Here is a 23,265-nt window from a genome sequence, read left to right on the forward strand (position 1 = left end):
CAGAAACTTAATTGGAACACAATCGCGTCTGGCTAAGGCGTGAAAGTCTACTGAGGGATAACTGCTCCCATGCTCCCGTTGAAGTAGAAAGTAAAGTCTAGTTTTGTCTAGGTTTTATATAGCAGATACACATTTAGGGTTTGCTGAATAAACTCAAAACCTGGATGGATAAAGAGTTTGAGGGTGATAACAAAGAAAATAGGTGCAAGGTTTTGGAAGCTATGAGTAGGAAAACCTTGCACTTTGTTGGTTTCTACCTCGTTTGAAAATACAAAAAACTCCTTGATATCCTCAAACTCCTGACTCCTGGAAATTCTTAATTTTCACGGAAAGACTTTTTCAGCAAACCCTAATTATTCATTACCTGCAATTGGTGCAAAACCCTGACGTTGAATGTTCTCTGTAATACTCCTTGGTTCTAGAAACTGCAATAAATAATCTGGACCACCTGCTTTTGAACCTACACCAGAAAGTTTAAAACCGCCAAAAGGTTGACGCGCGACAATTGCCCCGGTAATATTGCGGTTAATATACAAATTACCAACTTCAAATTCTGCTTGTGCTTGTTCAATGTGGGAAGGTGTACGAGAATAAATACCACCTGTTAAAGCGTAGTTTGTAGAATTGGCAATTTCCAAAGCTTCCGTAAAATCCTTAGCACGAATCACCGATAAAACAGGACCAAAAATTTCCTGCTGTGCAATAACCCCATCTGGGGGAACTTGAGAAAAAATCACAGGTCCGATAAAATAACCTTGATTGGGTGCAGATAACTCCAAAGCTAAAATAGCTTCTTTTTTTCCAATCTCAATATATTCTAAAATGCGATCGCGTGCATTTCCATCAATCACCGGACCAACTTGGGTACTGGGTAAGTCCGCTTCCCCAATATTTAAAGACTTCGTAGCTTCCACCAACCTTTCTACAAAAGCATCATAGATAGGTTGTAAAACAATAACCCGTGAACAAGCAGAACACTTTTGACCACTATACCCAAAAGCAGACTGGACAACCCCGACAACAGCCTGGTCTAAATCAGCACTTTCATCAACAATAATCGCGTTTTTCCCTCCCATCTCCGCAATTACCTTTTTCAGATGCTTTTGACCAGGTTTTAAAATTGCTGCTTCTGCGTAAATTCGACATCCCACTTCTTGAGAACCGGTAAAAGCAATTACATGAGTATCAGGATGATTCACTAAATAAGCACCAACTTGAGAACCCTTACCAGGAACGTATTGAAAAACACCTTTAGGTATTCCCGCTTCAATCAAAATTTCCGTCAACTTAGAAGTTATCACAGAAGAAGTTTCCGCAGGTTTCAGCAAAGTACAATTCCCCGAAACCAAAGCAGCAACAGTCATACCGCAAGCAATAGCCAAAGGAAAATTCCAAGGAGAAATTACAACCGCAATTCCTTTAGGCTGGTAAATATAACGATTAGTTTCACCAGCAACGTCATAGATTACACCTTGATCAAGACGTTCCATCTCATCAGCGTAATAGAGACAAAAGTCTATAGCTTCCGAAACCTCCCCATCAGCTTCCTTAACAGGTTTACCCACCTCCAAAACTATCCAAGCAGAAAGTTCAGCACGTCTTTCTTCCATCAACTCAGCAGCTTTCCGCAGAATATCAGCACGTTGCTTAACCGGTGTCTTCTTCCAACCAGGAAAAGCAGCTTTAGCAGCTTTCATTGCTTCCTCAGCTTGTTCAACGCTGATAAGTCCAACCTTACCAACAACCTCACCAAAATTAGAAGGATTCAGAGAATCAACAAACGTTGTCGTATTTACAAACTCACCATTAATCAAAGGTAAATAAGTCCTACCCAACTGCTGACGCACATTTTGGAAAGCAACTTGAGAAACCCTTCTTTTCTCCTCCTCAGCATAATCCGTATCCGCAACACCAACAAAACCTTCCTTCTCTTCTTTGCGACTTTGCGCCTTTGCGTGAGAAAAATCTATAATAGGAGCAGCTAACAACTCATCAACAGGCTTATTTTCCAGATTTTGCCGTAAAAACGAACTATTTGCCGTATTTTCCAACAATCTACGAATTAAATAAGCCATTCCCGGTAATAAGTCACCATAAGGACAATATACCCGAACCCGATAACCCTTATCTACCAAGGCTTTGGCAATTTTATCACCCATCCCATAAAGAACTTGCATTTCAAAACGACGACGGGGAACATTGAGACTTTCTGCTATGGCGATCGCCCTAGATTGGGATCTAACATTATGACTACCTATAGCAGAATAAACATACTCGTGATTTTCTAACAAAAGCTGAGTTATCGCCTCAAAATTGGCATCTGTTGCCACTTTATCATTAAAAACAGGCTGTTTCCAGTGTTTTTGTTCAGCTTTGATAGTTTCCTGATCCCAATATGCACCTTTAACCAAACGAATAGTAAGAGGATAACCGCGCTGTTTTAACCATGCAATGACATCTTTTGCATCTTGTTCACTGTCACGCAGATATGCTTGGATAGTGATCCCGATATCTGTACGTTCACGAAACTCCTCTTCCTGTAAAAGCTTTTTGAGAATCTTCAAAGTAATATCTTTATAGGCGTACTGTTCCATATCAAAATGTACTGCTGCACCCAATTCTTTTGCACGACGTAATAAAATCTTAATGCGATCGCTCACCCGTTGTTCACTACCATTAGCATTTAACGGATCAAACTGGGAATAAAACGCAGTTAATTTTACTGAAACCTGCACTTTAGGAATCATTTCCCCATCCGCTTCATCAATAGCGGGGATATGCTGCCATTTTTTCGATGCTTCAACCAACTGCTGCATCAATTCCAGGTATTTTTCTAAATAAGATTGTGCTTCTATCTCCGTAATTACCGCTTCCCCAAGTAAATCAATAGTGAAAGCCATCTTTTCTTTTCTAAGCTTTTCCACCGTTTTGATTACCTGTTGGATATTTTCCCCAGATATATATTTATGTGCTAAAGTTTGCACAGCAGTTTCCACGGTTGTAGCCGCTACCTGTCCCGGCATAGAATCAGGGTTAGCAAAATTCAGCATACCCTTTAAAGCTGCGGGTAATTCTACCGACTCATCACCCAAATATTCTTGCAAATGGGATGCAATTTCTGATTTACTATGTAAAGCGGGTAAAGTATCAATAAATCGAAATAACTGGACTCGTAACCCAGGATTACTCATAGCCCAAGCGAGTAACTTATCATCCCAGCGCATCTGATCACGCAAAGAAGCCAGAAAAGAACGACTTTCCCCAGTTGCAGCGAGAACCTGTTTAGCAATTTCCTGGGTTTTCGCTTCGTAAGTGTTATTTTGTACTTGTAATACCATAAAATTTGTTAGTAATTGGTAATGGGTAATTGGTAATTGGTAATGGGTAATTGGTAATTGGTAAATTTATTACTGTCACCTGTCACCTGTCACCTGTCACCTGTAAACCGTCTCAAGTAATAGTTTGGAATGTGGTTATATTGAAAGTCTGGAAAAACTTAGCTTTAGGTTACTGGAATAGACGTAAATTCACTATTACAAAAATTTGCCATTCAAAGCGGTGTTACGGAAATTACTTTTGTCTGTTATGACGCTTATCAAGTAACTATGAAGATTTACTCAAGTACCCAATTATTTTAGCAGTTGCCAAAGATGATCAACCAATTCCTCGTGAGGAAGGAGGACCGGTTTATTTAGTCTTTCCCTCACAGAAAATGTTGGTTTTCGAGTGTGGTGGCCGAATAGTAAAGTTAAATTACAGGTGTCAGACTGCGTGATGTTCTATCTTTAGCTGGTGTTAACTTAAACTCTAATGATTTCGTTATCGTGCGTGGTAAACGACCAGCTTACCAGAAAAATTCCAATGAAAGGAAAAATAAATTCAGGTTTTATGGATAGTAAAGAATTAGCACAATATCTAGAAGCTACAGATAGTATTTCTAAACCTTGGTTATTAGTACAACTGCGGCTGAAAAAATTACAAGAACGGCGAGATACAATATCACCGGAAGCTTACGAGCGAGAATTAGCAGATATTCACCAAGATTTAATGAATTTAGGTGAATGGTGGCGAGGTATTGAAGATCAGGTATTTTGAGGTGATAGGTGACAGGTGACAGTAATAAATTTACCAATTACCAATTACCAATTACCAATTACCAATTACCAATTACCCTATAATAAACGGGGTTGAAAAAAGAATGATCACGGTGTAAACAGTCATGGATTATCGGGATGCAGGTGTTGATGTTGAAGCAGGTAGAGCTTTTGTAGACCAAATTCGCAATTTAGTTCACAGTACCTTCAGATCAGAAGTATTAGGTGGTTTAGGTGGCTTTGGGGGCTGTTTTCAACTGCCTACAGGTTATCAAGAACCAGTATTGGTATCTGGTACAGATGGTGTGGGTACAAAGCTGAAAATTGCTCAAATTCTCAACCGCCATGACACCGTAGGTATTGATTTAGTGGCGATGTGTGTTAACGATGTGCTAACATCAGGAGCAGAACCGCTATTTTTTCTCGATTATGTAGCTACTGGTAAGCTGGATAAAGAGCAGTTAACTCAGGTAGTGGCAGGAATAGCTACTGGTTGCAAACTCGCAGGTGCGGCTTTATTAGGTGGAGAAACCGCAGAAATGCCCGGTTTTTACCAAGTCGGTGAATATGACTTAGCGGGTTTTTGTGTGGGGATAGTCGAAAAAAACAAAATGCTAGATGGTTCTCAAGTACAAGTAGGTGATGTAGCCATAAGTTTATCTAGTGCAGGTATTCACAGTAATGGTATAAGTTTAGTGAGAAAGATTGTTAGTGATGGTGGTTTTTCTTGGAATGATACTCCAGAGTTATTAAATGGGCAAACTCTCGGTAATGCTTTTCTCACTCCTACCCGCATTTATGTTAAATATGTATTAGCAGCATTGAAAAATGGTTTAAAAGTTCACGGTATGGCACATATTACTGGTGGGGGTTTACCAGAAAATTTACCCAGATGTCTGGGAACAGGTCAAGCTATTAAAATTAATCCTGGTAGTTGGAATATTCCCCCTGTGTTTCAGTGGTTAGCTCAAGCCGGTTCTGTTGGTGCAGAATCTATGTATAATACATTTAACATGGGTGTGGGATTTGTGCTAATACTGCCCCCCGAACAAGCAGAACAAGCAATTAGCCATTTTCAATCACAGGATATTCCCTCTTTTACCATTGGTGAAGTCGTGGCTGGTTCTGGTGAATTAATTGGTCTTTTTTAAGCATTCAGCCATCAGCAGTCAGCTAAGACTAATTTGTCATTTCTCTGAAATTGAGATTTTTCATAGCAATTGAATAACAAAAGCTGACGGCTGATCACTGATAACTATATCAGTATCAGTATTTATAGAAATTTTCTGAAAAATTTAGCATTTCTTTATATAAGTAATCAAAAATACTCATGACTGTAATGATTGAGATTTGCTAACGTAGTTTTAACAAATCGCAAAAAAATCATTACTGTAGCCTAAAAAGTAGCTTTAAATACTAGCTTAATGTGCTAGTAATTTCTTGGTTCTATTTCTTGTATGTAAGTGTGCCGCGTTCTTTTATTCAGAATCACATATTTTTGATCAGAGGGGGTTATGGTTGTAAATTTTGCCCGGACTACTGCTTCCACAGAACTGTTAAAACAAGTCTTCCAAAGCCTTGATGCTCAAAGTTGTCCCAGGTTTTTCAACTTTCATTTACACACGGTATTTTCGGATGGTAGATTGCATCCACATATACTTATGGAACAGGCGATCTCCATTGGTTTGAAAGGGCTTACAATTACTGATCATCATGCCGTTGGTGGGTATCAATTAGCACGAGATTGGTTAGAAGATTGGAAATGGAATCATGCTGATAGCAGCATTCCTCATTTGTGGAGTGGTGTAGAAATTAATGCAGGTTTGCTAGATTCTGAAGTACATATTTTGGCTTATGGTTTTGAAATAGAACATTCCAGTATGAAACCTTATCTGCAAAGAAAAGCCTCTACAGGTATAGATTATCAAGCAGCTAACGTTATTGCAGCTATTCATGACGCTGGTGGACTAGCTGTACTTGCTCATCCAGCACGGTACAAGCGATCGCACTTTGATTTAATTCCTCAAGCTGCTGAATATGGTATTGATGGGGTTGAAACTTTCTACGCTTATAAAAATCCTAACCCTTGGAAACCTTGCTCTGTAGAAACGGAAAAAGTGCAAATGTTAGCGGAGGAGTATGGTTTATTTAACACCTGTGGAACTGATACACATGGTTTAAATATACTACAACGATTATAAATAGGAGTCAGGAGAATTTTAGATTTTAGATTTTAGATTTTAGATTTTAGATTAGAGTTGAGGAAAACAATCCAAAATCCAAAATCCAAAATCCAAAATTGAATTACCTGTAGTGAACAAATCTTGCTTAGCAAGATTTGAAAAATTAACAAGAGATTTTTTGTGCGATCTCCATTGCTATAAAAATCAAATCTTATCTTTTTCAAATTGCACAGATCCATATTCAAAATTACCACCATATTTTTTTAGTAAACTCTTTAATTTTTTTACTCTAGAATCATTCTCAATACTTTTAGGAGCATTAAATTTACTAACTTTACTGAGTACAGCCCTAGCAAAAACTGTTCCAATAATTTGCGGTTTAAAATATTCAATTGTTTGAGTTAATTGTTCAACAGCACTGATCAAATCCTTACCTTTTAACTCAATAAAATACATTTTTTCTCCAGCATCCATATTATTATCATTAGCCACTTTTTCAGTATTACATACTATCATTAAATAATCACACTTACGCTGATTTTCATCATCAATTACACAACCATCTATTTTAATTCTACAAACTTGTTGAGCAGATAAATTGTTTAGGATATATTTTCGTTTGTTTTCTTGCACAGTAATTTTCTGACCATCATTACAAAACGTACAATCTGGATATTTTTTTTCAAACTCTTGGCAATTGCATTTCATACTTAATCCTCAATTTCAAAAAGTTGATTAAATGTATTAACAATAATCTCAGAAGCTCTATCAATCTCTGCTGATTCAATTAACCCCATTTCTGAATCCAGAATAGAACGAGTAGTACCTTGCTCTACAATAAAAGCATTTAATCTATGAGGATCAATCCAAAGGTTATGATTTACTATTTCTTCCACCTGTTCCGATTTTTGCAAGCCTAACTGATGGGCATATAGTAAATTGTTAAATGACGAAAGAATATAGGGACTGTGAGTTGTTAAAATGATTTGATTTGCAGCTTGATTTGCCAGTAAAGCAATTAAATCAATCATTTGCTTTTGTGCAACAGGAAAAAGATGCGCTTCAGGTTCTTCAATAACTAAAAATACATTCCGCTGATTAAGAATTAAAAGCAGAATCAGTAACAAAATCCAAACAACCTCTTGTTGTCCTGATGATGCAAAGTTGATTAAGGTGCTTTTTCCATTGCCAAAATCAATTCTTTCAGTACCATTTTGATAGCGATAAGAGCCTTTGAGAATAGAATCCACAATGTTTTGAGCTAGAGTGATAACTCGCTTTGTTTCACTATTGGTAGAAGTAGAAAGTTTTTCTTTAATTAAATCACCAATTGCTTGATTAAAAATAGGTTTCGCGCTATCAATTCGATTAATAAAATTTTGCATTAAATAATCTAATTTTATTAAACTATCTGCTGCTAACTCAGTGTTACCAGATATCAAATCCTCTCCCATGTCAATGTTATAACGCTGTTGAGATAGAATAGTAATCAGACTACGACCAGCAGGTAAAAATAGCAAATCTCTATCATCATTAAATAGTTGGTTTACTTCTTTTGTGATATTCTCAAATAGAGCTGCTTCTTTAGCCTTAATAGCACTAATTTCACGGGAAGAAGAAAATAAACCTCTCGAACTCATCTGCTGCAATTCAGTATTCAAACTTCTAGATTGATCTACTAAATCACGGAACTTTTGTTTAAAAAAATCATCAAAATCAACAGTTGTAAATTGGTTATTGGTAGAAGGTTTAACTGTGACTTCCATGCCGTTTCCATACTGATACTTTAATTCCATTTCAGGAAATTGTAGTACCGAACCATACATTTTAATAAACTTCTGTTTTGCTCGCTTGGCAAAAGTAGTGATAGTATCTTCAAACTGCTTTTCGTGGTAGCACTGATACAGATAGGTTGTTAAATCATCTCTCAAAGATTTAAAAAAGAAGATAGCTTTGCTAACAGTGCTTTTACCACTAGCTTGTGAACCAATAAAGATAAGTATGTCTTTAAGTTCAATCTTTAAGTCTGTAATTGGTCCAAAATTTTGAATGATTAACTGCTGAGGCATAAGGGAAAATAAAACTTACTCAATCATAAAATATGTTATCAACATAATTATACCCAATAACCCCGCTTTTTTGTCAGAATCAGGTGGTTATCGAGTTTCGACTACGCTCAACTACCGCGACTTGTACTGAGCCTGTCCTGAGCCTGTCCTGAGCCTGTCCTGAGCCTGTCCTGAGCGGTGTCGAAGGGCGGTGTCGAAGGGCGGTGTCGAAGGGCGCAGTCGAAGTAAGTCGAGATAGTATCCAGGATTCAAGGATTTACAGGATAATTTTTGTCTGTGCATCAGGTGGATATAGTACGTTAGCGTATCCCTGTCGGGACTCGTAGAGATAGCTTACCGAAGGAAGGTATCCCACTCATCACCAAACCTCCTCATCCTTCTCTCTTCTTCCTTCGCTTCCTTCGTGTCTTCGTGGTTCATTCCCTCTTATCCTTCCCTGATACAACACGACAAATTACCGTTAAAATAGACGCTTATCACCCATGATATAAAAATTATACCCACTTACCCCCACTTCACCCCAAACCAACCACCCCCCAAGGAAAATTGTTAAAATCTAATTCAGAAAGTGCCACACATCCCAGATGAATGGTACAAAAGATAGTAGAAAAGATAAACTTGTAAAATAAAACACACGGATATTCAAAAATGGTTAAAGCATCTGCTAACAGTAATCATGCTAAGTTCGACTTTGAAGACGAAAAATTTAACGCCCCACCATCCCAAACCCTCCCCTGGTGTCAAATGATCAGACCCCGCTATGGTGAAGATGGTTTACAAAGTTATGGTTTAGCCCTTAAACTCGATAATGCTCAAGCTGTGGGTTTTCAACCTGATGATAATTGGCAAGAAATAGAACATGAATTTGATTCTGGAGAAGTAGACACATTTTTTATTACCACTACCCCCAGATTAGTAATTATTCGTCGTGGTCCCTTATCCGTTCAAGACCGAGACACAAAAATTAGATTAGGTACTTTTAAAGATTACAAAGATGATTTTTTAGCTAATAAACTGAAATTTAAAATCTACACTCGCCATCTGATTTTTTTAGTCGGTGAAGATAAAAAGTTTTTACATCAATCACCTTTACAATTAACTCTCAGTGGTGCAGCGGGCGCAAGTTTTGGTAAGAGTTATTCTGAATATCAACAAGGTAGACTGACTGGGGGTTTTGCGGGAGAATTAGAAAAAGCTTATGCCAGTTTTCAGAATAAACCATTAACTCCCAAAGGTCCATTATTTCATGCACATGGGATTTTTTGCCCGATTATTGAATGCGAAGAAAGAGGTATTGAACCGAATATTGTTTTGGTGGCTGCGACTGTAAATTATGAACATCCTAAAGATTCAAATTTAACAAAATATATGATTGCTTCTGATTCTCCTGAATCGGAAATAATTTGTAAGATTTTTGAAGATTACAAAGAATTTGGTAAAGAATTTATGAAACCAGATGTTTCTAAAGTAGAAATATCTGGTGTTACCAATTCTTATATTTACGCCGATGATGATGATTTTGCTTATCCACCATACTAGGGACTAGGGATTAGGGACTGAGGACTGGGAAAAAGCAGGGGAGCAGGGAGCAGAGGGAGATAGATCAGTTATGACTTATCGCTGTTTACTGTCACCAGTCACCAGTCACCAGTCACCTATTCTCTCAACAATAAATAATATAGTGATCCATTGCCTCCAGTAATTCCAGCGCGATCGCCCGCTAATTTACCAGTACCCATAAAGTAATCTACTCTACCAGGTCCCCTAATCGCGCTACCTGTATCTTGATCTAATACAAACCGATCAACTCTGCGTCTTTCTAACCTCCCTCCACCCGCAGGAAAAGGAAACGCATTTTGAATCAATGCTAATGCACCAGGAGGCATGAGAGATTTATCCGTAGCAATGGAACGTTCTGCGGTTACGGGGACGTTAATACTACCTGTAGCTGGCGCACCGTTGGTTTCTTGGAAGAATACAAATCTTTCCCAGCGTGGTAAATAATTATTCATTTCTCTGGGATTTCTGCGGAAATAACTAATTAATTTAGGCATGGTTAAACCGCTTAATGGCAATTTACCATCTTTTGCTAGTTCTCCACCAATGCTAGTCCAAGGATAATCCGTTCCTCCGGCAAAACCTACAGAAGTTCTCCGTCCATTGGTTAATCTAATTTGGGCAGAACCTTGAATTTGGATCATGTAAGGTTCAAGGCGATCTCGGAACCACAACATTTCTAAACCGCGTAATCTGCCTTTATGTCCTTGTAAACCATCTTTACCTTCCAATTCTACCCTTTTGGGATGGGGTTTTTTCCATTCTTTAAAATCCGGTGGTACTCTATACATAGGATATCTGTATACAGAAGTTCGCACCCGGCTGGCAGTATACACAGGCTCATAATAGGCAGTAAATTTAACCGTACCCTTGCCATCGTTCCCTGTAGACTGGTAAAAAGCAAACTCCCGATGTACAGCCGCTTGTAGTTCTGCTGCTGACTTAGAACTCACCACCAGTTGTCGGAAGCGTAATAAACTCCGACGTACCCGATCTAGAGTAATCTCCTTGATGGGGTAGTTAACATATATTTCCGCCGCTCTATTAGTTTCCAGATAACGCAAACTGTGATCAATGGAAGTTAATAAAGCTTGGCGATCGCCATTTCTCCCCCAAAGTTGCTCATCCCAACCCAAGCATCTTTGAGAATTACAAGCAGTTTCCGGGGAAATAGGTTGCAGTGCTGGTACAACTTCAGGCGTATTTGGTGCTGGTACTGGTACTGGTATTGATTCTGGTGCTGGTGCTGGCAGAGGAATCGTTACTTGAGCTAAAACTGAGCTAACAGGACTTGTACAGGCAATTCCCAGACTCAAGGAAAACAAAGCAAGGGTTTTTCTCATCATCTTTCAATACTAGAACTAAAAATCGGTTCTACCCGAATCCCTATAATCTTAGAAGGACGTACCACCATATATTCGCCTTGAATATTTTTAATCGGTACGTTAATAAAGTCATTAGAAGCAGACTTTGGTACAAGTTCACCACTATACCACTTTTGAAAATCTTGAATAGTGGGAAAGCGCACTTCTTCCGGATGACCACTTTCCAACAGGAGGTGAATCGCATATTCGTTGGGAGTTCTAGGCATAAATTCACATTATTTTCTATACATCCAACCTATTGTTAACCACGTCAGCCGCCAATGAAAAGGGTAAGCATACGGGAGAAGTGCCAGATGTACCAAAATACGGCAACGAACCGTAATTTTACTTTCCCAAAATGACGCTGACTTCCCCCTCAACAGTTCCCGACTTCTCAAAATTAAGATCCCTGATTTCTCACAGAAGTCGGGGATCTGAAATGGGCTGAAAAAATTTAAGAAAATAGTTTTCAAACAAACAGTTGTCAAAAAAATAGTTTAAATCGTGCTAATTGATTTTCCATAGTCACGGTGAGGATTTTATTCAGTTCTGCACCGTCCCTAAATTGTAAAATTTGCTGTGTGGGTAAATCAAAGGGAAATTGTCCTTCTAATTCTGGACGTTGCATTTGTCCTAGTACAATTTGTTCAGAACGTTTATTTTCCATTGCATAACCAATTTCTACACAGACGTTAGGACTAGGAATTAATTGACAAGTTTCTTTCCCATCAATGCTGGTAATAGGTGTGGTATCCGCAATAAATAATAAACTCTTACGGATTTTCCGCATCATGGTACGATTTAACCTTAGCGGTGCATGACTGGGACGGGATGATTCTATTAATGTTAGGGGTAGACGGGATTTACCATTTAAAAGTTGCAAACTTTCTTGCAGTTGTTCTCTGAGCAAATCACTAGATTTTGCATATTCAGTTTGATAGCAGAAAAAAATTGTTGGTTCTAACTGCGCTAACAAACTTTGTTTAGTTAAATAAATTTCATGACTAATTAAGTCAATGTTCGCTACACAATAACCACCACTACCCTCAATATAAAATTCTATATTTTCACCTTCCAAATAGCGCCTAAACCAAGTTGATGCTTTGACTTCATCGCTATCTTCTAAAAAATCCGCACGCAACCCTGATTTTAGCAGGCTTTTTTTACTCAAACGAATATCTGGAGGGCGTTTCTCCAATTCCGTAATAGGTTCATAATCCTGTAGATACCACGCTCTGAGCGCAATAATTGACATAAATCGTTATTTAAACTGTTTTTCTATTCAATTGTAGTACAAACTTACGTATTGGTGATTGGTGATTGGTGATTGGTGATTGGTAATAAATTATTACCTATTGCCTATTACCTATTACCCATTACCCATTATTTCTTATTTATTACCAAACACAACAACACCCAACATCTACTAGCTTGGTGTTTCCCTCCCCTTGTTTATACTATCCAGGGATGTACTTTCTTTCATCACCTTGATCAACAAGGAATGAAAACCAGTTACATTGCCCCCTGATTCTCACTAATTTGAGGGAATATAAGCGTTCGCGTTGGGTGTTGCGGTGTTTCGACGAGACAGATAGGAATTTAACAGCTTTTTAACCTCTTACTACGTTTCTTTTCTCTTGTCTTTCCTTTTCTTTTCTTTTCTTTTCAACTCTAGCTGTTTGATCTGCCAGGGAAGCTTTTTTCTTTAGCTTCAACTATTAAAATAACACCTCAAAAATTATTTGTCTATAGTCTTTCTCTTTTTGCAATTAAACTTTACTTTTATCGGAAAAATGATTTAAGAAAAGTTGAGTAAATAGGTCAATTACATCCAGAAATATTTTATTAGCAAGGGTTTCTATTTTATTACTATTTTATAGTATTCACTCATTTATATTTTAAGTTTTGAAACAAATCTATTTAGGGTTTCCTGAAAAAGTTATCTGTGAGGGTACAGGAGTTCAAGGAGTATGGCTACGCCACGCTTACTTCGACAGGCTCAGTACAAGTCGCTATCAAGGAGTTTTTTGATTTGGAAATTGTGCCAATACTAACAAAGTACAAGCTTTCTTAGGCTCACAGTACCTAAAACCTTGCACAATTTTAATTTTAATCATCCTCAATCCCTTGATTTATCTAGGTTTTACATTTATTCAGCAAGCCCTATTTACGCCGTGCTGTACTAGCTACTAACCCTCTTTTGGTAGTGTGAAATTTAGATTGGGCAAACAAGAGATGCTAACGGCGCACGTAACATTATATTGCGTGCTTTGAGAGATTCCTCCTTTACCGTCAGCAATGATGGTATTGCTATCAAGAATTGGTAATTGCTTTTAACAACATTAACTGACGGATTTGTTCACGCACACTCATGAGGATTTTACCTAGATGATTTTGACCTGTTTTATCTACTCCACAGCCCCAAAAATAATCTGTGGGTGAATTTTCCACCAAAATTTCATCCCCAGTAACTAAAAGCACTTCTCTGATGTCTGCATGAGTGAGAAATTTTTTTAGTACAGCTGCTCGCATCACATTAGTTTTTACCAGATCCCAATCTGAGCGCAGTTTGCGATCGCCACATCGACCTAAAGCAGCCGCTTCTTCAGGGGTAGGTGCAGCATAGATTAAGGGTATAAAAACCTCATCCTCACTACCAGCAAACTTTTGCGCTTGATAATAATGTTCAACTGTTGGCCAGTAAGTACCGTCAATTTCGATAGGGTGGGGAGAAAAGTTAGAAAAACAGCCATAGGGCTGCCAAACTTTGTAAAAGTAAATAGTCATTTGAAAATTTCTCTTTTATAGCAGTCAGCAGTCAGCTATCAGTGATCAGCATTAAAATCCGTTGGCGACCAGGATTTATAATTCAATTTTGTACTTCATTCATTTAGCTGTAATAGGCTGTATATTAAATTTTATATTCCTGTTGACTTCCGTGCAGCCGTACTAGCCTTAGAGGTTGTCTTAAAAGTTTTAGGCGAATATAATAGAGCCTCCGGCACGCCTGACTGCGAACGCTACTACACAAGCAAAGTCCACCTGCGTGGACTAACGAAAAATTAAGGATTAGAAACCTGGGTAGGCAGGTGATAAAATTAACAATTACGAATTACGAATTACGAATTACGAATTATGAACACTGATGCTTTTGAAAAAACAAACTGGGGTTGGCAGTTTTATTTATTTCAGGAAAAAGTAGGAGAATGGTTTGAATACCAATTTTCCCGCTTTCAAAAAACCCTGCCAGAATTACCTCCTGGTTGGTCAATTAGTCCTTGGGTAGCTGAATTACTAAAAATTCTATTTTGGCTGATACTGGGTTTATTTGTTGTTTGGGTAATTTGGCGTTTATGGCAAGAATTTAATACTTACATTTATGCTTGGCTGGCAAGATTTGATCATGCCTTTATTTCCCAGAATAAAAATCAAGCTAATGAGTTATCTATCAGCTTGTTGTTAACTAAAGCCCAGGAATTTTACCAACAGGGTAACTATCAGGAAGCTTGCCGTTATCTATATTTAGCTATGTTACAGCAACTGCATGAAAAAGCGATCGCACCTCAACAACCTAGCCGCACAGACGGCGAATATCTGCAATTACTAACTTCTAGCGTAACTCCTGTTCAGCCTTATGAAACCTTAATTACCACCCATGAGCAATTATGTTTTGGTAATAATGAAATTTTGGCAGAAAATTATCAACAGTGTCATCAAGCCTATCAAGAACTGTTTAATTCATAATTAGTCATTAGTCATTAGTCATTAGTCACCAGTCCCCAGTCCCCAGTCACCAGTCCCCAGTCCCCTAAAAATATGAAACGCCGTAACCGCATTATTTGGCTAGGTGCGATCGCTCTAGCAGCCATAATTTTACTTAGCATAACAGTTGCTCCTAGCAGTAAAATCAATAGTGGTTCTAGTTATAATCGCGCACCTGAAGGTTATGGTGCTTGGTATGCTTTTATGCAATCTCAAGGCACAAATATCCAACGTTGGCAAAAGCCTTTTAGTGATATTGAAACCGAAACAAACCCTGTAACTTTGCTCCAGGTGAACAGCACTCTCAGAAACCCAATGTTTTATTCACAACAAATTGAATGGGTAAAAAAAGGTAATACCTTAGTGATTTTAGGTGTAAAACAACCACCAACAGCAGCAGAATTTAGTAGCAATCAAAAATCAGCTTTTGGGGATGTCAAAATCGACACTAGCAGAAGATATCAAAAATCTCAGTTAGAACAAGAGTTAGAACAAGAGTTAGAACAAGAGTTAGAACAAGAGTTAGAACAAGTTTTGTTAGGCGATCGCTATGGTGCTGTAGTCTGGGAAGAGAAATATGGTAAAGGCAAAGTCATTTTCGCTACCACTCCCCATTTAGCCGCCAATGCTTATCAAGAAGAAGCAAATTTCGTATATTTAGCAGATTTAGTTACCAAAGGTAACCAGAAAATACTTATAGACGAATATATCCACGGATACAAAGATCCTGATATCAGAGAGAAAGAAGGAAGAGGCGATTTATTGGGTTACTTGGCGAAAATTCCTTTATTTCCAGCATTGGTACAGGTGGTGGTATTGTTATTAGTGCTAATTTGGTCTGAAAATCGCCGCTTTGGTAAACCCGTCACTTTAGATACACCAGTTATAGATAACAGTCAGGCTTACATACAAGCATTAGCAGGAATTTTACAAAAAGCAGAATCTAGCGATTTTGTACTGGAAATGGTCGGAAAAGAAGAACAACTGCAACTACAAAAAGTATTAGGATTAGGTCAAATACTAGTAGAAAATGAAGTTTTACTCAAAGTTTGGCAAGATCAAACAGGTAAAAATGCAGCAGAACTAGATGCAGTCTTAAAACTACAAGTAAAAAAACACCGAATCAGTGAACAAGACCTGATAAGCTGGTTAGGGAAATGGCAAAGTCTACGGAAAAATCACAATTCAAAATCTAACATCTAAAAATTAATCTTTAACTCAAGATTTGATAATCTACTGATCTATCAAATATTCTGACTCCTGACTCCTGACTCCTGAATTATTAGCAAGTTGCTAGTTATAACCGTGATGGAAACATAGACAAAAAATTAATTCTGACTCCTGACTCCTGACTCCTGACTCCTATTTCTTGATTAGCAACTTACGTTATCCATAAAAATATGAGTGCAACACATCCTGTATTAATTCGCCTTGGACAAGGACTAAACCAAATAATTGTAGGACAATCCAACCTAGTTAAGCAATCGCTAATAGCATTGTTAGCAGGTGGACACATAATTTTAGAAGGTGTTCCCGGAACTGGCAAAACACTCCTAGTCAAAGTGTTAGCGCAGTTAATTCAAGCAGATTTCCGACGGATTCAACTTACACCAGATGTTTTACCATCGGATATTACAGGAACAAATATTTTCGACTTAAATAGTCGCAACTTCGTACTCAAAAAAGGTCCTGTTTTTACAGAAGTTTTACTCGCTGACGAAATTAACCGCACTCCCCCCAAAACACAAGCTGCACTGCTGGAAGCAATGGAAGAAATGCAAGTCACCTTAGATGGTGAAAGCTTACCATTACCAGATTTATTTTGGGTGATTGCGACGCAAAACCCCCTGGAATTTGAAGGTACTTATCCCTTACCAGAAGCACAGTTAGATCGGTTTTTATTCAAGCTAGTTGTAGATTATCCAGATCAAGCAGCAGAAAAGCAAATGTTACTAAATCGACAAGCGGGTTTTGCAGCTAGACGCTTGGATATTGCCAAGTTAAAACCAATCACTACAGTAGCTGATATTTTAGAGGCTAGGCAAGCCGTTAAACAAGTTAAGGTATCTGAAGCTATAGTTGATTATCTCTTGGAATTGGTGAAAAAAACTCGTCAATATCCTGATTTAGCTTTAGGTGCATCTCCTCGCGCTGCTGGTGCTTGGTTACAAACATCTCAAGCATCTGCTTGGTTAGCGGGTAGAGATTTTGTCACACCTGATGATATCAAAGCTGTTGCGTCTCCACTGTTGCGTCATCGTTTACTTTTGAAACCAGAAGCAATGCTGGATGGTTTACAAATTGATGCGGTAATAGCTGCGGTAATTAATCAAGTTCCAGTTCCCAGATAATCAGCAATTTGCTGTTTTTATCGGGAGCATCCCAATTTTGAAAAGATAACCGCAGCAACACGAAAACATCTCTTAAACTCTCTTACCTTTGTGTCCTTTGCACGCCAGTTGCTACAAGTCGGCAGAGCTGCCCAACGCACTGGCTCGTCTTTGCGGTTCAATCATATCAGGACTTTGGATCATTTTTCCGTTAGATAAAAATAAATTTACACATTGGGGATGCTACCGTTTTTATTTGCCATTAATTTAGACTTTACAAATTAGACTTTACAAATTAGACTTTACAAATTAGACTTTACAAACATCCTCTCATTCTCTCATTGTTCATCTATTGATTGATCAAATTTATCAAAAATTCTGACTCCTTACCAAGTTTTCAATCATATTGTATATACCACAGTATGTCTTACCTATTCAATTATTTGCAATCAATTAATATTAAACTAAAAATTTTCCTGTTAGTCAGTATTCTAGCTTTATGTATAATTGTTATTTCTATCAATCCTATTGATAAGCAAACGCCAGTTAAATTAATTGGCAATACTAACGAAATAATTAGGAATAGGCATAATAGTAATAATGTAGATGCTACAGGAAAATTTCAAGTAATTTATACTCCTTTACAGCGCAAACATTTTATCAAAAGACAAGAAAGATTCCAAAAATATCAATCATTTGAAAAATTAGCCCAAAAGCTAAATAGAGTTTTAATTATGCCCAATGATGTCAAAATTGTTTTGGGTGACTGTGGTGCTGTCAACGCCTATTATAAATCCTCTGAACATAGTATTACTCTTTGCTATGAATTAATAGATAGATTCACAGATGTATTTATGGAATACTATCAATCAAGGGAATTAAATATTAATGAACCGGAAATAGTTAATAAAGTTAATCGTCGGGTAGCAGGTACAACGGTTTTTACTTTTTTCCATGAATTAGGACATACACTCATCGAAGAATTAGATTTACCTGTAACTGGTAAAGAAGAAGATACAGTTGATGAATTTTCGACAATTTTATTATCAGAATTAGGACAGGAATTTGCAGCTTTAGCTTCTGCTATCCAATTTGGTTTATCTGGAAATCTGGAAATGGAAAATGTAAGTCAAGATTTATCTTTTTGGGATGAACACTCTTTGAATTATCAAAGGTTTTATAATATTATTTGTTTGGTTTATGGTAAAAACCCCAAAGAGTATGATGTTTTGGTAGAAAATATAGGTATCCCACCAGAAAGACAAACTACTTGCCGAATAGATTATAATAAAAAACTAAAGGCTTGGCGAACTATACTCAATCCTCATTTAAGAGAAGGTATGAATTTATTATAATCAGAGTTGGAAGAATTTAGGAGTCATACCAATTCTTGATAAAGATGCGCTAAATTCAAGAATGAACTAACCGCAAAGGACACAAAGGACACAAAGAAAGAAGGAAATAAGAGATGAAGAATTTAGGCGCAGCCTCATAAAGAAATTGGATCAGAAGTCACTTAACTGTTAACAGTTAACAGTTAACAGTTAACAATAAAGCATGAATAATGATAACTGATAACTATTCACTTTTTTCTGTCACCTGTCACCTGTCACCTGTCACCTGTGAACTATATGATTCCATCTAAAAAAGTTTATTTTTTATTAGGTTTAGCAATTGCTGTATCACCCATTTTATCCATGATTGTGGGTATTTACCAAAGCATCACTTTAACTTTGTTATTTGATGCTGTGGTTTTAGGATTGATGGTTATTGATAGTTTAAAAGTGAGAAAATCTCGCGTTAAAATTAGTCGGGAATTACCCTCACGTTTATCTATTGGCCGTGATAATCCAGTAGTGTTAAAGGTAGAATCAGGAAATACAAATAGTATTATTCAAATTCGTGATTACTATCCGACAGAGTTTACTGTTTCTACATCGACTCTCAGCGTTAATCTTTCTGCAAATAACACCCAAGAGATAACTTACACTTTACAACCAAATCAAAGAGGAGATTTTCCTTGGGGAAATATTCAAGTACGACAGTTGGGAAATTGGGGGTTAGGGTGGGATGATTGGCAAATTCCCCAAAATACACGGGTGAAAGTGTATCCTGATTTAATGGGGTTGCGATCGCTCTCGATTCGTCTGACATTACAATCATCTGGTTCTATCCGCAAAGTTCGTCAAATGGGTATAGGAACAGAATTTGCAGAACTGCGGAACTATCGCAGCGGTGATGATTTGCGGTTTGTCGATTGGAAAGCTACCGCTAGACGTAGTTATGGTAACACAGGTCCATTAGTCAGAGTTTTAGAACCAGAACAGGAACAAACTGTACTGATTTTACTAGATCGTGGGCGATTGATGACCGCCAGAGTCCAGGGTTTACAGCGATTTGACTGGGGTTTAAATACCACATTATCCTTAGCATTGGCGGGTTTACATCGGGGCGATCGCGTTGGTGTAGCTGTATTTGATCGTCAAGTACACACCTGGATACCCCCAGAACGGGGACAACATCACCTTAATCAACTAATTGATCGACTTACTCCCATTGAACCAGTATTATTAGAATCTGATTATTTAGGCGCTGTCACTCATGTAGTTCAACAGCAAACCCGCAGGGCGCTAGTAGTGGTAATTACTGACTTAGTTGATATTACGGCTTCTTCAGAACTTCTCACTGCACTCTGCAAATTAGCACCCCGTTATTTACCTTTTTGTGTCACCCTCCGCGATCCCCAAGTTGACCACATAGCACACAATTTTACTGACGATATCACAACAGCTTATAGTCGTGCAGTATCTCTAGATTTATTAGCACAAAGACAAGTTGCTTTTGCCCAATTAAAACAAAAAGGTGTTTTGGTTCTGGATGCACCAGCAAATCAAATTTCTGATCAATTAGTTGAAAGTTATCTAAAACTTAAAGCCAGAAATCAGCTTTAGCAGGAGTCAGGAGGAAGAATTACCCTTACTGCTAAAATATCTTCCTCTTCATTCCTTTTTAATTTTTAACTTTTAACTTTTAATTTTTAATTTTTAATTTTTTATCCCTTAACCAATTTATTTTTACGATTACAATACAGCACTAAAAATATAAACAATCCCATTCCTGCTAAATATTTAATCGGGTCTGGAACAATAGGATTAGGTGAGAAAAAACCTTCAATAATTCCAGCTATAATTAACATCGGCACAGTTCCAAATACCAATTGTGCAGCTAGAGAACTATAATATTTAATTGCATCTCGACGGCGATATTTACCAGGAAATATAATTGCTTTGGCTATTAAAAGTCCAGCCCCACCTGCGAAAAAGATAGCGGGTAATTCTATTGAACCGTGAGGAAACACAAACGCCCAAAATGGATAAGCGAGATTATTTTGAGCCACTAAAGTACCAACCGCACCAATTAATAAACCGTTAAATATCATAATATAAATTGTGTATAATCCGGCAGTAATTCCTCCAGCGACAGCAACGAAAGAAACGGAAATATTATTAATCATAATATTGCTGGATGCCAAAGGTTCAATACCGACAATAGAACCCATCCATAACTCACCTTTATCTCGGACTTGGGAAATTATCTGGTTTGGTACTATCAGCGACATAAAACTGGGATCTTGCCAAGCATACCACCAAGCTACTAAACCACCTAAGATAAATAAAGCTGTGGCGGTGGCTATGTATGGAAATGTTTGCTGCACTACAGCCGGAAATCCAAAACGGTAAAATTCTAACGCTGCTTGCCATTCTTGTTTGCGTGAACCCTGATAAATTTGAGTATAGGCGCGAGTTGTGAGGGATTGTAAACTTTGAATTAAAGTATTACCTACTTCCTGGGTACGAGCGCGGGCTAAATCTGCCGCTACGGAACGATATAAGCTGGCTAATTCTCTAATTTCCCCAGATTTGAGAGATTTTAACTTTTTTTGTTCTACTTTCCGCAATAGAGAATCTAGACGTTGCCAATTTTCCTCTCGTCTGCCGATCCAACGTTTAATATTCATAAAATTTCCGGGTACTGAGTTTAATTTAGCTTAATATGGACTCAAAATTGCCAACTGTAATTTTCAGGAACATTTACTACTATGTCTGACAACTTGGGTTATACCAGTAATGCTGAACCATTAAGTATTGGTAATGTGGTTAGTGCCGCAGTCCGTTTATATCGTTCTCACCTCAAAGAATATTTTATACTGGCTTTGAAGGCTTATCTTTGGGTGTTGTTACCAATTTATGGCTGGGCAAAGTTTTATGCTTTATCAGCTTTGATTGGTCGTTTGGCCTTTGGTGATTTGGTGAATCAACCAGAAAGTGTTCATGCGGGTGAAAGGTTCGTTAATTCCCGTCTTTGGAAGTTTTTCGGCACATTGATCTTAATGTTTTTTATCAGTGTGGGTATTATGATCGGTTTTCTAGTTGCGGGGGGTTTGTTGTTGGGTATTATGGCTGCGGTTTTGGGAGTACAAAATGGCAATCTGTCTAATATTGGTATTTTTGTGTTAATAGCAATTTTAGTCAGTGTTGTTGGTATTGTGGGGATTGTCTGGTTGGGAACTAGATTTTATGTAGTGGATCTACCCCTAGCTATTGAAGAAAATGTTGATGCTATTTCTACTATTCAACGCAGTTGGGAGTTAACTAAAGGCTATGTAGGCAGAATATTTATAATTTCTTTTGTAGCCCTTTTAATCACATTGCCACTGCAAATTTTAGTACAGATTATTACAAATGTGATTGAGCTAATTTTCACAACCCTATTAGCTGATGGTTCTCCGGTTTTTTCTCTGATATTTATTGTTTTATTTCTAGGTATACTTGTATCTAGTAATGCTGCAATTTTACCTTTTTTGCAAACTGTCAAAGCTGTAATTTACTATGACCTAAGAAGTCGGCGTGAGGGTTTAGGTTTGGAGTTACGTGACCGAGAAATTTAAAGCAAAATTGAAAAATAATTTCCAATCATGCACCTTTTCAACAGAATCAAATTCAGCACCCCGGAAAGCGTTGAGTTAGAATTTACCTTAGCTGGTATAGGAAGTCGAGCTTGGGCGTTAATTATTGACTACCAGATTTTGGCTTTAAGTTTAGCTCTGTTTATCGCAGTCTGGGCATTTATTTCTAATCAATTATATGATATTGGTTCAGAGATTTTTGGTCCTGGTTTTGGTTTATGGATGACTGCGATCGCTTTCCTGATTCTTTTCTTTATTTACACAGGTTATTTTGTTTTTTTTGAAACTCTCTGGCAAGGACAAACCCCTGGTAAACGCATTGCAAAAATTCGTGTGGTGCGAGATGATGGCAGACCTTTGGGTTTACAACAAGCTTCTCTCCGGGCTTTACTGCGTCCTATTGATGAGACTTTGTTTATTGGCGCTTTTTTAATTATGTCTATTAAAAGTGAAAAGCGCCTTGGTGATTTAGTCGCAGGAACGATAGTAATTCAAACCCAACAAGTTAATAAATCTGCCAATCTTACTATTTCAGATGAGGCAAAATCTTTTTATATCAGTTTGCAAAAAATCTCGGATTTATCTCAATTATTGCCTGATGATTTTGCCATTATTCGTGAATATTTACAACGCCGCAATGGAATGTCTAAAAAAGCTCGGTCATCTCTATCACTAAAATTATCTGAGCAGGTAAAATCTATTATAAATTTAATAATTTTACCTGCTGATATTTCCTCTGATGTTTTTTTAGAAGCTGTTTATTTAGCCTATCAACAACCAGAGTTTTAAGCAGCAGGCAGCAGGCAGGATAAAGAAGAAAGAAACATATTTATTCCCAGTCACCAGTCCCCAGCGATGCACTGAGCTTGTCGAAGTGTCCCCAGTCACCAGTCCCCAGTCCCCAGTCCCCAGTCCCCAGTCCCCAGTCCCCACTCACCAG

General features: G+C 37.7%; 19 protein-coding genes. 11 read left to right on the top strand and 8 right to left on the bottom strand.

What is annotated here, in order from left to right; all coding sequences use genetic code 11:
• Nucleotides 1-353 precede the first annotated feature (353 nt).
• Nucleotides 354-3,338: an L-glutamate gamma-semialdehyde dehydrogenase gene (gene pruA / locus FFR48_RS11855; protein WP_137667500.1), complete on the bottom strand. Its 2,985-nt coding sequence runs from the start codon at nt 3,336-3,338 to the stop codon at nt 354-356.
• Between the two features lie 550 nt (nt 3,339-3,888).
• Between pruA and FFR48_RS11860 the strand changes: the two genes are divergently transcribed.
• From FFR48_RS11860 to FFR48_RS11870, 3 genes are all read left to right on the top strand, one after another.
• Nucleotides 3,889-4,095, top strand: coding sequence for a hypothetical protein (locus FFR48_RS11860; protein WP_137667515.1), 207 nt, complete (start codon nt 3,889-3,891; stop codon nt 4,093-4,095).
• 124 nt (nt 4,096-4,219) lie between these two features.
• Nucleotides 4,220-5,245 (top strand): phosphoribosylformylglycinamidine cyclo-ligase, encoded by a 1,026-nt coding sequence (gene purM / locus FFR48_RS11865; RefSeq protein WP_137667501.1) that lies wholly within the window; start codon nt 4,220-4,222, stop codon nt 5,243-5,245.
• 363 nt (nt 5,246-5,608) lie between these two features.
• Nucleotides 5,609-6,295 (top strand): PHP domain-containing protein, encoded by a 687-nt coding sequence (locus FFR48_RS11870; RefSeq protein WP_137667502.1) that lies wholly within the window; start codon nt 5,609-5,611, stop codon nt 6,293-6,295.
• A gap of 186 nt (nt 6,296-6,481) precedes the next feature.
• Here the strand turns inward: FFR48_RS11870 and FFR48_RS11875 are convergent, their stop codons facing one another.
• Together FFR48_RS11875 and FFR48_RS11880 are read right to left on the bottom strand one after the other, a co-directional pair.
• Nucleotides 6,482-6,985, bottom strand: a complete 504-nt coding sequence (locus tag FFR48_RS11875) for a hypothetical protein (protein WP_096572055.1) — start codon at nt 6,983-6,985, stop codon at nt 6,482-6,484.
• A 2-nt stretch (nt 6,986-6,987) separates the two neighbouring features.
• Nucleotides 6,988-8,346 (bottom strand): AAA family ATPase, encoded by a 1,359-nt coding sequence (locus FFR48_RS11880; RefSeq protein WP_137667503.1) that lies wholly within the window; start codon nt 8,344-8,346, stop codon nt 6,988-6,990.
• A gap of 648 nt (nt 8,347-8,994) precedes the next feature.
• Here FFR48_RS11880 and FFR48_RS11885 point away from each other — a divergent pair.
• On the top strand, nt 8,995-9,885 hold the full coding sequence (locus tag FFR48_RS11885) for a DUF5895 domain-containing protein (RefSeq protein ID WP_137667504.1): 891 nt from the start codon (nt 8,995-8,997) through the stop codon (nt 9,883-9,885).
• A gap of 116 nt (nt 9,886-10,001) precedes the next feature.
• On the opposite strand, the gene mltA is transcribed toward FFR48_RS11885, so the two are convergent.
• The 4 genes from mltA to ybiA all read right to left on the bottom strand — a co-directional run bounded on the left by mltA (nt 10,002) and on the right by ybiA (nt 14,054).
• Nucleotides 10,002-11,246 carry a murein transglycosylase A gene (gene mltA, locus FFR48_RS11890; RefSeq protein WP_137667516.1) on the bottom strand — a complete coding sequence of 415 codons (1,245 nt, stop codon included), beginning with the start codon at nt 11,244-11,246 and terminating at the stop codon, nt 10,002-10,004.
• The gene (locus FFR48_RS11895; protein WP_137667505.1) at nt 11,246-11,494 is read right to left on the bottom strand and encodes a hypothetical protein; all 249 of its coding nucleotides are present in this window, start codon (nt 11,492-11,494) and stop codon (nt 11,246-11,248) included. Before FFR48_RS11895 ends, mltA begins: the two co-directional genes overlap by 1 nt.
• 257 nt (nt 11,495-11,751) lie before the next feature.
• A complete protein-coding gene (locus FFR48_RS11900) occupies nt 11,752-12,522 on the bottom strand; it encodes a hypothetical protein (protein ID WP_137667506.1) in 771 nt (256 codons plus the stop codon).
• Between the two features lie 1,058 nt (nt 12,523-13,580).
• Nucleotides 13,581-14,054 (bottom strand): riboflavin biosynthesis intermediates N-glycosidase, encoded by a 474-nt coding sequence (gene ybiA, locus FFR48_RS11905; RefSeq protein WP_137667507.1) that lies wholly within the window; start codon nt 14,052-14,054, stop codon nt 13,581-13,583.
• A gap of 348 nt (nt 14,055-14,402) precedes the next feature.
• Between ybiA and FFR48_RS11910 the strand changes: the two genes are divergently transcribed.
• The 5 genes from FFR48_RS11910 to FFR48_RS11930 all read left to right on the top strand — a co-directional run bounded on the left by FFR48_RS11910 (nt 14,403) and on the right by FFR48_RS11930 (nt 20,310).
• The gene (locus FFR48_RS11910) at nt 14,403-15,011 is read left to right on the top strand and encodes a DUF4129 domain-containing protein (RefSeq protein ID WP_137667508.1); all 609 of its coding nucleotides are present in this window, start codon (nt 14,403-14,405) and stop codon (nt 15,009-15,011) included.
• A gap of 72 nt (nt 15,012-15,083) precedes the next feature.
• Entirely contained in the window at nt 15,084-16,232 is a 1,149-nt protein-coding gene (locus tag FFR48_RS11915) for a DUF4350 domain-containing protein (protein ID WP_137667509.1), read from the top strand.
• Between the two features lie 197 nt (nt 16,233-16,429).
• A complete protein-coding gene (locus FFR48_RS11920; RefSeq protein WP_096572063.1) occupies nt 16,430-17,380 on the top strand; it encodes an AAA family ATPase in 951 nt (316 codons plus the stop codon).
• 401 nt (nt 17,381-17,781) lie between these two features.
• On the top strand, nt 17,782-18,714 hold the full coding sequence (locus tag FFR48_RS11925) for a DUF4344 domain-containing metallopeptidase (protein ID WP_137667510.1): 933 nt from the start codon (nt 17,782-17,784) through the stop codon (nt 18,712-18,714).
• 276 nt (nt 18,715-18,990) lie between these two features.
• On the top strand, nt 18,991-20,310 hold the full coding sequence (locus tag FFR48_RS11930; RefSeq protein WP_137667511.1) for a DUF58 domain-containing protein: 1,320 nt from the start codon (nt 18,991-18,993) through the stop codon (nt 20,308-20,310).
• A 101-nt stretch (nt 20,311-20,411) separates the two neighbouring features.
• Here the strand turns inward: FFR48_RS11930 and FFR48_RS11935 are convergent, their stop codons facing one another.
• A complete protein-coding gene (locus tag FFR48_RS11935) occupies nt 20,412-21,377 on the bottom strand; it encodes a stage II sporulation protein M (RefSeq protein ID WP_137667512.1) in 966 nt (321 codons plus the stop codon).
• Between the two features lie 81 nt (nt 21,378-21,458).
• Here FFR48_RS11935 and FFR48_RS11940 point away from each other — a divergent pair, with 81 nt between their 5' ends.
• Together FFR48_RS11940 and FFR48_RS11945 are read left to right on the top strand one after the other, a co-directional pair.
• On the top strand, nt 21,459-22,307 hold the full coding sequence (locus FFR48_RS11940) for a DUF975 domain-containing protein (RefSeq protein WP_137667513.1): 849 nt from the start codon (nt 21,459-21,461) through the stop codon (nt 22,305-22,307).
• Between the two features lie 27 nt (nt 22,308-22,334).
• Nucleotides 22,335-23,114 carry an RDD family protein gene (locus FFR48_RS11945; protein WP_137667514.1) on the top strand — a complete coding sequence of 260 codons (780 nt, stop codon included), beginning with the start codon at nt 22,335-22,337 and terminating at the stop codon, nt 23,112-23,114.
• The last annotated feature ends 151 nt before the right edge of the window (nt 23,115-23,265 follow it).

It is taken from the genome of Sphaerospermopsis reniformis (genome assembly GCF_005402885.1).
Classification (GTDB): Bacteria; Cyanobacteriota; Cyanobacteriia; order Cyanobacteriales; family Nostocaceae; genus Sphaerospermopsis; species Sphaerospermopsis kisseleviana.